Annotated in this window: 4 protein-coding genes; all 4 read right to left on the reverse strand. The window is 53.1% G+C overall.

The features are described from left to right. Positions 1-101: 101 nt before the first annotated feature. Positions 102-812: a hypothetical protein gene (locus OB13_RS13890; RefSeq protein ID WP_461490767.1), complete on the reverse strand. Its 711-nt coding sequence runs from the start codon at positions 810-812 to the stop codon at positions 102-104. A gap of 127 nt (positions 813-939) precedes the next feature. Next, entirely contained in the window at positions 940-2,277 is a 1,338-nt protein-coding gene (locus OB13_RS13895; protein ID WP_461490768.1) for a DUF2254 domain-containing protein, read from the reverse strand. A gap of 91 nt (positions 2,278-2,368) precedes the next feature. After that, positions 2,369-3,343: an isoaspartyl peptidase/L-asparaginase family protein gene (locus tag OB13_RS13900; protein WP_461490769.1), complete on the reverse strand. Its 975-nt coding sequence runs from the start codon at positions 3,341-3,343 to the stop codon at positions 2,369-2,371. A 97-nt stretch (positions 3,344-3,440) separates the two neighbouring features. Further along, the gene (gene cphA / locus OB13_RS13905; protein WP_461490770.1) at positions 3,441-6,080 is read right to left on the reverse strand and encodes a cyanophycin synthetase; all 2,640 of its coding nucleotides are present in this window, start codon (positions 6,078-6,080) and stop codon (positions 3,441-3,443) included. Between the last annotated feature and the right edge of the window lie 341 nt (positions 6,081-6,421).

Raw genomic sequence — 6,421 nt, forward strand, 5'->3', positions numbered from 1 at the left:
GTGCACAGGTATAGGTATAGGTATAGGTATTGCTGATCTGTCAGACGCTCGCAGGAGCTACGCACGCTGCGAGCGTCTGACAGATCAGCAATTCGTATAAATCACCACTCGTAGAGGAGCTCGTTTCCTCTTTTGCCGGTCACCACGATAGCGTCCATTTTGCGCAGGCAGTACGTGATCTGGCGGCAGCGGTGCAGGGGCAGGCGCGTAGCTTCGGCCAGGCATTTGTTCGAAAAAGGCTGCGGCAGGGAAGGAGGGAGAAACTGCAGAAAATCCAGGTTGCTCTGAAATACCTGCGTTTCCACGACTCGGACCAGGCGCCTGTCGCGGAGGCTTTCGCGCTTGCGGTGTTTGCTGCCTTTGCCGTCTTTGCAGCGCACTTCTTCCTCCTGTATCAGCGGAAACTCCATGGTGAAATTTTCGTGGTTGATCAGCTCCGGCAGGCGTACCAGTTCTTCAAACAGGTCGGTGAGGCAGCCTTTGGCCGGTGATTTTCGGCGGGAAAGTGTCTGTGTCCCTTTCTTATCAACCTGTACCACCCATTTTTCAAGTGTGATCGGGTGCAGCAGGTGTACGCGATATTGTGCCAGGAGCGCCTGCAGTTTCGGGCGGATGGCGGTGAAGTTGCGGGTCTGAATCTCAACCAGTTGCTCCCCGCGTACCAAGTCTATGACAAAGCCTTCCAGGGGAACCTCGAAACGATCTTCGGGCAGGGCGTACCATTGCTTGAGAGCTGCATGCAAGGAGCGTTCGTTCCGGATGCCAATGCCATTGCCTGTCGTCATCGCTATACCTGCCGGTTCTTTCTCCATCTCGCTTGTTCTTCCGCTGTTTTTGCCGGTTGGGATCTGGCCTGCAAATTAGCTTTTTTGCCTGGCATTCCGGGCAAGTGGGATGCAAATAAGGGAGGTAAGTTTAAATACCGTAAAACAGGAAGTGCTATACTTCCAGGAAATTCAGATTCAGCACATCCGGCAAAGTCGTGTTCAGGTGGTGGATCATCTCATTGAGTCTGGCGTTGTCGACCGGATTTTTAAGTGACTCCTGCGCGCTATACACAACGGCCATGGCATGATGAGAAAGGGCACCCACATGATGACGCGTGGAGCAGTCGGCCAGGATCAGGCTCTCCAGGCAGCGCAACAGGCGTACGTTTACCTGCAGGTCCTGACTGCCATAGGTGCGGATCGGGGTCAGGTAGCGGTGGAGCAGTTCATCCAGCGAAACAGTTTGCTCCACTACCCGCACACAATTCTGATCATCCACAAAGCAGTTCTGTTCCTTACTTTTCATTTTCCGGATAAAGAGTAGCGTCAGAAAGTCAATGGCTTTGATAGCGGTCGCCGGATCATTTATACCTGGGCTCAACGCTTTCACGGCAATCTCAGATAGCTGCTTCACACCCTGCTCAAAGTCTTCCATCACGACCTCATCCATCGAAAAAACAAAGCAATCCTGCAACTGCTGCGCCAGCTCCGGTTCCTGTGCCAGATCCCGGGTCAACCGCATGAGGGGCCTGCCCTCCACCAAAAAAGCGCCTACCTCCACCTGCAATTCCAGTTGCAGGTCGTGCTCTAGCGCCAGGTCGCTTAGCTCCTGCATATCGACCAGCTTCAGGTAACCATTGCTGCTGATAGGCAAAACATAGTCTGCTGGCTCTATACGCTGCTGTTCGGTGGCATTGCTGCTGCCCCTGGCTTTCTCTTCCCGCTCCAGAATATTGTAAGCTTTCTGAAAGACACGGTTGAGGATATTGTCTACCTGTATGGATCTGGAAATAGAGTGAATGAAATAAACAAACAAGGCCAGGCACACGATCCCGAAGAACAGGCTGAGGAGAATGGCCAGGGTGGGAGTGAGGACATCTTCTTTCGGTGTTTTTATGTTCAACAGCAGGATCAGCGCATAAATAATGGTGCCGATATAAAACCCCAGTACAAGCTGATGTGCCTTTACCGTGATGAGCCCCGGCACCACCCGGGGTGAAAAGCTGGAAGAGGCCTGGCTCAGCACGATCATCACCATGGAGAAGCTGAATACGGTCAGGGAGATGGTGCCGGCAGCCAGCGTACTGAGTATCATGCGGGCATTTTCCTCTTCCCGCACCATACTGAAGGGTAGTTTCTTTTCAATGGATGCACTCAGGGGAATACTCTCAAAGTAGAGCATGAAGAGAGCCAGCATAAAGAAAGCGACAGCGATCAGTGCCGGCCAAAAAGCAATACTGCTCGTGATAGTAGCGTAGAATTTATAAGAAGACGTAGTTCGTTTGCTCATGCTTGAAAAGCGATAGCCCCAGGCAGCTTTCGGAGCCAGGGGCTAAGGTATAGGTGTATACGGTATACGGATTGCGGAAGCCGCATCCGGCTTATTTTGCTTTCTCTTTCTGCTTTCTGGTAGCTGCCGGTCTTTCTTTTTCATCTTCCCACAAGGCCACAAAAGGTTCTCCTTCCGCTTCCCAGTACCCGCGTTTCATAAAGCCGGTGTTGAAGCCAAAGGCTATTTTTCCTTCTGAGTCCATGGCTATCAGGCCTTTGTCCCCCTGCAGCTTATCATCGTGGAGCTTCACGGCTTTGTCGGCAGCACTTTGCACGGAATCTCCGGCATACTTCATCATGGCATACAGTTCATGCGCCAGCACCCCTTTCATGATCACTTCTCCCTCGCCCGTGCAGCTCACCGCGCATACCTCGTTGTTGGCAAAAGTGCCGCCGCCAATGATCGGCGAATCGCCCACCCGGCCTTTCATCTGGTCGGTCAGGCCGCCGGTCGAAGTGGCGGCGGCCAGGTTTCCGTTCTGATCCAGCGCCACGGCACCCACCGTATCTGACATGGAGCCTGCCATCTTGTGCTTTTTCGCCAGACCTTCCAGTTGTTTTTCGCGCCAGGCCTTGTCTTTTTCGGGTGTCACAAAGTATTCCGGGTCCTGGAGTTCCAACTTATGGCGCAGCGCAAATTCTTCGGCACCAGTGCTGACCAGCAGGCAGTGATCGCATTTCTGGAGGATGAGCTTCGCCAGGCTGATCGGGTTCCTGACATATCTTACTGCCCCGACTGCGCCTACACGCAGGGTTTTGCCATCCATGAGGGCCGCGTCAAATTCTGTTTCGCCCCGCTGTGTCAGACTGCCTCCGCGTCCGGCGTTAAATAGGGGATTGTCTTCCATGCAGTTCACGGCGGCCTCTACCGCGTCAATTGCGCTGCCCCCTTTTTCCAGGACCTCATAGCCGGCTTTCAGCGCTTCGGCCAGTCCTTCCCTGTATTTTTTTTCCTTCTCTTTATCGAGCTCTCCTGGTTTCACACTTTCGGCTCCACCATGTATAGCGATCGCAAATTTTTTCATGTCTTCCTGAGTTGTTTTAATAAATCCTACCTGATGTGCAAAGTCCGGGTGCCTTTCTTTTGGAGAGACGCCCGGACTTTTACCTTATTAAACCTAACTATGAGCCTGTTTCCAAAGAGGAGATCCGGCGATGCTCGATGATCCGGAAGCTTTCCACCATTTTGAGCGCCTCCGGTATATCCTCTGAGAAAAGGGCAATGAAAGCACCTTCCGGCGCGTACTCCAGCGCATGGGCCAGGGCGCGCGTTTCCTGCTGGATCTCGGTGATCTTCATGTCGGGTTTGGCAGACAGTATCCCCTGCTTCATGAGGTTGTTGATCTCATTGGCATCGCGTCCGCGCAGGTCCTTGTCCTGCCGGATGATGATCTCGTCAAAAGTCTCTGCCGCAATTCTGCCTACTTCGATAATGTCTTCTGCCATCCGGTCCCCGACACCGGCCACGATGCCTATCTTGTAAGTCGCATGTACGTTGTCTACAAAGTCAGCAATGGCCTCCATGCTGGCGATGTTATGGGCATAGTCTATCAGCACCTCGTAACGCGGCAGCTGGAACAGGTTCATGCGTCCCGGAGTAGTTTCGGAAGACGGGATGAAGGTACGCAGGGCCGTACGGATCTCGGCGATCTCGAAATGGTTGATGTAGCCGGCCAGGGTGGCTGCCAGCACATTCTGGATGTTGAACTTGGCCCGGCCTCCGAAAGTAAGCGGAATATCGGCCACCCGGTCTACCCGTATTTTGTAAGTATTCTTGAAGATGGAGATATACCCGTTTTCGTAAACGGCAGCCAGTCCTCCTTTGCTGATGTGCTTGAGGATGCGCGGATTCTCCTCATCCAGGCTGAACAGGGCTACTTTGCAGGTAAGGCCGGTTGCCATGTCGTAAACCAGGTCATCGTCTGCATTCAGTACCGCATACCCATTGGCACAAACGGTGCGGGGAATCACGGCTTTTACCTGCGCCATTTCTTCTACGGTATGGATATCGCCCAGCCCCAGGTGGTCGGCCGACACGTTGGTCACGATGCCGATGTCGCACTGGCGGAAAGCCAGTCCGGAGCGCAGCATACCTCCCCGGGCACATTCCAGCACGGCAAAGTTTACAGTCGGGTCTTTGAGAACAAACTCACTGCTGAAGGCACCGGTTGTATCGCCTTTAATGATTCGTTTGTCCTCGATGTAGATGCCGTCCGTCGTGGTATAGCCAACGTGGTAACCTTTGAACTTGAGCATGTGGGCGACCAGTCTGCTGGTTGTTGTCTTGCCATTGGTGCCGGTGATGGCTACAATCGGGATGCGTGTCGGGCGGCCATGCGGAAAGAGCATGTTGATGATCGGCTCTGCCACGTTACGCGGTAAACCTTCGGTAGGAGAGATATGCATACGCAGCCCGGGAGCCGCATTCACCTCGATCACGGCACCACGCGTTTCGGGTAACGGTATGGCAATATCTGTCGTCATGACATCTATCCCACACACATCCAGGCCAATGATACCGGCGATACGCTCGGCCATCAGCACATTGTAAGGGTGCACCACGTCCGTCACATCGGCTGCGGTACCACCGGTACTCAGGTTGGCGGTCGTTTTCAGGTAGAGCACTTCGCCGGCTGGCAAGACCGATTTCAGCGTGAGGCCTTTGTTCCGGAATACATCCCGCGTGTCTTTGTCAACCTTGATGTGCGTCAGCGCCTTCTCATGACCGATACCCCGCCTCGGATCTTTGTTGACTTCCTTGATCAGTTGCTGGATGGTCGAAACCCCGTCGCCCTTCACCATCGCCGGCGTACGCCGGGCGGCAGCGATGAACTTGCCATTGATCACTAGGAGCCTGTAGTCTGCTCCGACAATGAATTGTTCCACCATCACCTCCTTTGAAAAGCGCTGGGCCTCGTGCAAGCCCCGAATGCAATCTTTCCGGCATTGCACGTTGATGCTGGCGCCTTTGCCCTGGTTCCCATTGAGCGGTTTTACCACAACCGGGAAACCCAGTTTATCCAGTGCATCCTCCAGCTCCTCCTGGTTTGTCACGATGCTGCCCTGTGGCACAGGTATACCGGCTTCTTCCAGGATCAGTTTGGTGACATTCTTGTTCCCGGCATTTTCAACTGCAAAGAAAGACGTATTGCTGGTCATGGCGGCCTGTATGTGCTTCTGGTGTATGCCATACCCGAGCTGAATGAGGCCGCTGCGATGGTTGTTGATGTAGGGGATGTTCCGGCTGACCGCTTCCGTAATGATGGCCTCGGTGCTGGGCCCGAAATATTCGTCCTCCCTTATCTGGTGGAGACGGGCTACGTCCTGCACGATGCTGGGTCTCTTGCCTTTGATGAGCGCCTCAGTGATGCGGACAGCAGCATGTGCTGCGTACTCGCCTGCGCGCTCCTGCTGGTAAGAAAAGATGATATAGTCTACGCCGGCCTCCCGGGCAGGATAGCGGCGGCCATAGCCACTGTTCATGCCTGCCATGGTCTGTAGCTCGAGGGCAATGTGCTGCACCACTTTACTGAAGATAGTACCTTCGCGCACCTGCCTGAAAAAGCCCCCTTCCACGCCGGCAGATGATCTGTGCTCATACATACCTGGAAACAGCTTTTCGAGGCGCTCCGGAAACTGATGCACTTCGTTGGTCAGCACATCCTGCAGGTTTTCCAGGTCCAGTTTTACCACGATGATCTTAGGATGCTTTATGGACCAGTAGTTGGGTCCCCGCATGATCCTTAATTCAAGTATTTTCATCCCTTTACATGATCAGTTAGAATGCCACTTCAGCCGAGACAGGATAGTGGCGATTTTTGATCGGTGCGCACCTGCCTGTAATGTCATGAAACGGCAAAGTGTACACTCATGAATTAGTACGAGGATGTAAGAAGTTTGGCAAGATGTGTCCGTGGTAAATGATTGGAAAATGGATGAAATAAGTATTTAGACCGTGCACTGATTCAGCAAGTCCTGCTATACCCAGTATTTACACGTAGCCTTCGGTTTAGAAAGTAAACAGTATAGATATAGTAGTATATAATTAACTGACTATCTATAGGTTGTGTTAAGAAAGGAATTGAAAGCGGGACTCCGGGAAG

Source organism: Pontibacter sp. HJ8 (assembly GCF_054824225.1).